General features: G+C 58.9%; 1 protein-coding gene and 1 pseudogene. One reads left to right on the forward strand and one right to left on the reverse strand.

The genetic code is table 11. From position 1 onward, the window contains the following. Positions 1 to 251, reverse strand: a pseudogene (locus A2I95_RS40940) (NAD(P)-dependent oxidoreductase); the annotation flags it as partial. 241 nt (positions 252 to 492) lie between these two features. On the opposite strand from A2I95_RS40940, the gene A2I95_RS40945 reads away from it, so the two are divergent. Then, the coding region (locus tag A2I95_RS40945) for an undecaprenyl-diphosphate phosphatase (protein WP_291738018.1) at positions 493 to 1,130 on the forward strand (638 nt) is incomplete at its 3' end.

The raw sequence follows: 1,130 nt of genomic DNA on the forward strand, positions 1-1,130 counted from the left end.
GTCTCGTAGGCTTCTTCCAGACGGCCGGTTGCGGTCAGGTGCAGCCAGTCGGGGATGTTGTTGTGCAGCGGGCAGTGGCTCTGGCAATAGGGCACACCGCATTGGCTGCAGCGGCTGGCCTGCTCTTCCGCCTTTACTGCGGCATACTCCGCGTAAATCTCATTGAAGTCTTCCTTGCGCACACTTGCGTCACGCTTTTGAGGCATGTCGCGTTCGATCTGCACGAATTTCAGCATCGGTTGCTTGGCCACGGGCTGGACTCCATCGTTTGTCTGGCTGCGCTGGCACCTTTTCGGGTACGGGTACGCTTTATGTCAATATTGCTGACCTATTTAGGCAGCTCTTGAATTCTGATACCGTGTTTCACGAAAATGTACAGGATTATTAGGCCCGAACCGGACCTGAATATCCGCTTTCCAATCCAGAGCCGGGATTTATACAGAGTCGCGACAGTTTACGGCCCATCCGCGGCCAGCGAAGGATGATTTCAGCATGCCGCTTTTTCAGCTGATCCTGATTGCGTTGATCCAAGGCATCACCGAATTCCTGCCAGTTTCCTCCTCCGGCCACCTGATTCTACTTCCCGGATTGACCGGTCTGGAGGATCAAGGCCAGGTGATCGACGTCGCTGTGCATGTAGGCACCCTGGCGGCAGTGATGATCTACTTCTGGAGCGACGTGCGTGAGGGGCTTGCCGGCCTGCCTCGTGCCCTGACCGGCTGTACGGATACGCCGGGATCCAAACTCGCCTTGGGTCTGATCATCGCCACCATTCCCACAGTCCTGTTCGGGGCTGTGCTGCATTTCACCGGCCTCAGCGATGCGCTGCGATCAATGACAGTAATCGGCTGGACCATGCTGGGCTTCGGGTTGGTGCTGTACTGGGCCGACCAGAAAGGCGCCGAAGTGAAACAGGCTGGCGACTGGGGCGTCCGCGATGCGCTGGTCATGGGGCTGTGGCAGATGCTGGCGCTGATCCCAGGCACCTCGCGCTCGGGCATCACCATCACTGGTGCGCGGCAGCTGGGCTATACCCGCGAGGATGGCGCCCGCATTGCCATGCTGATGTCGATCCCGACCATCATCGCCTCAGGCGTACTGCTGGGAACCGAGGTGGCGCTGGAGGCCAA

It is taken from the genome of Leisingera sp. F5, assembly GCF_001593695.1.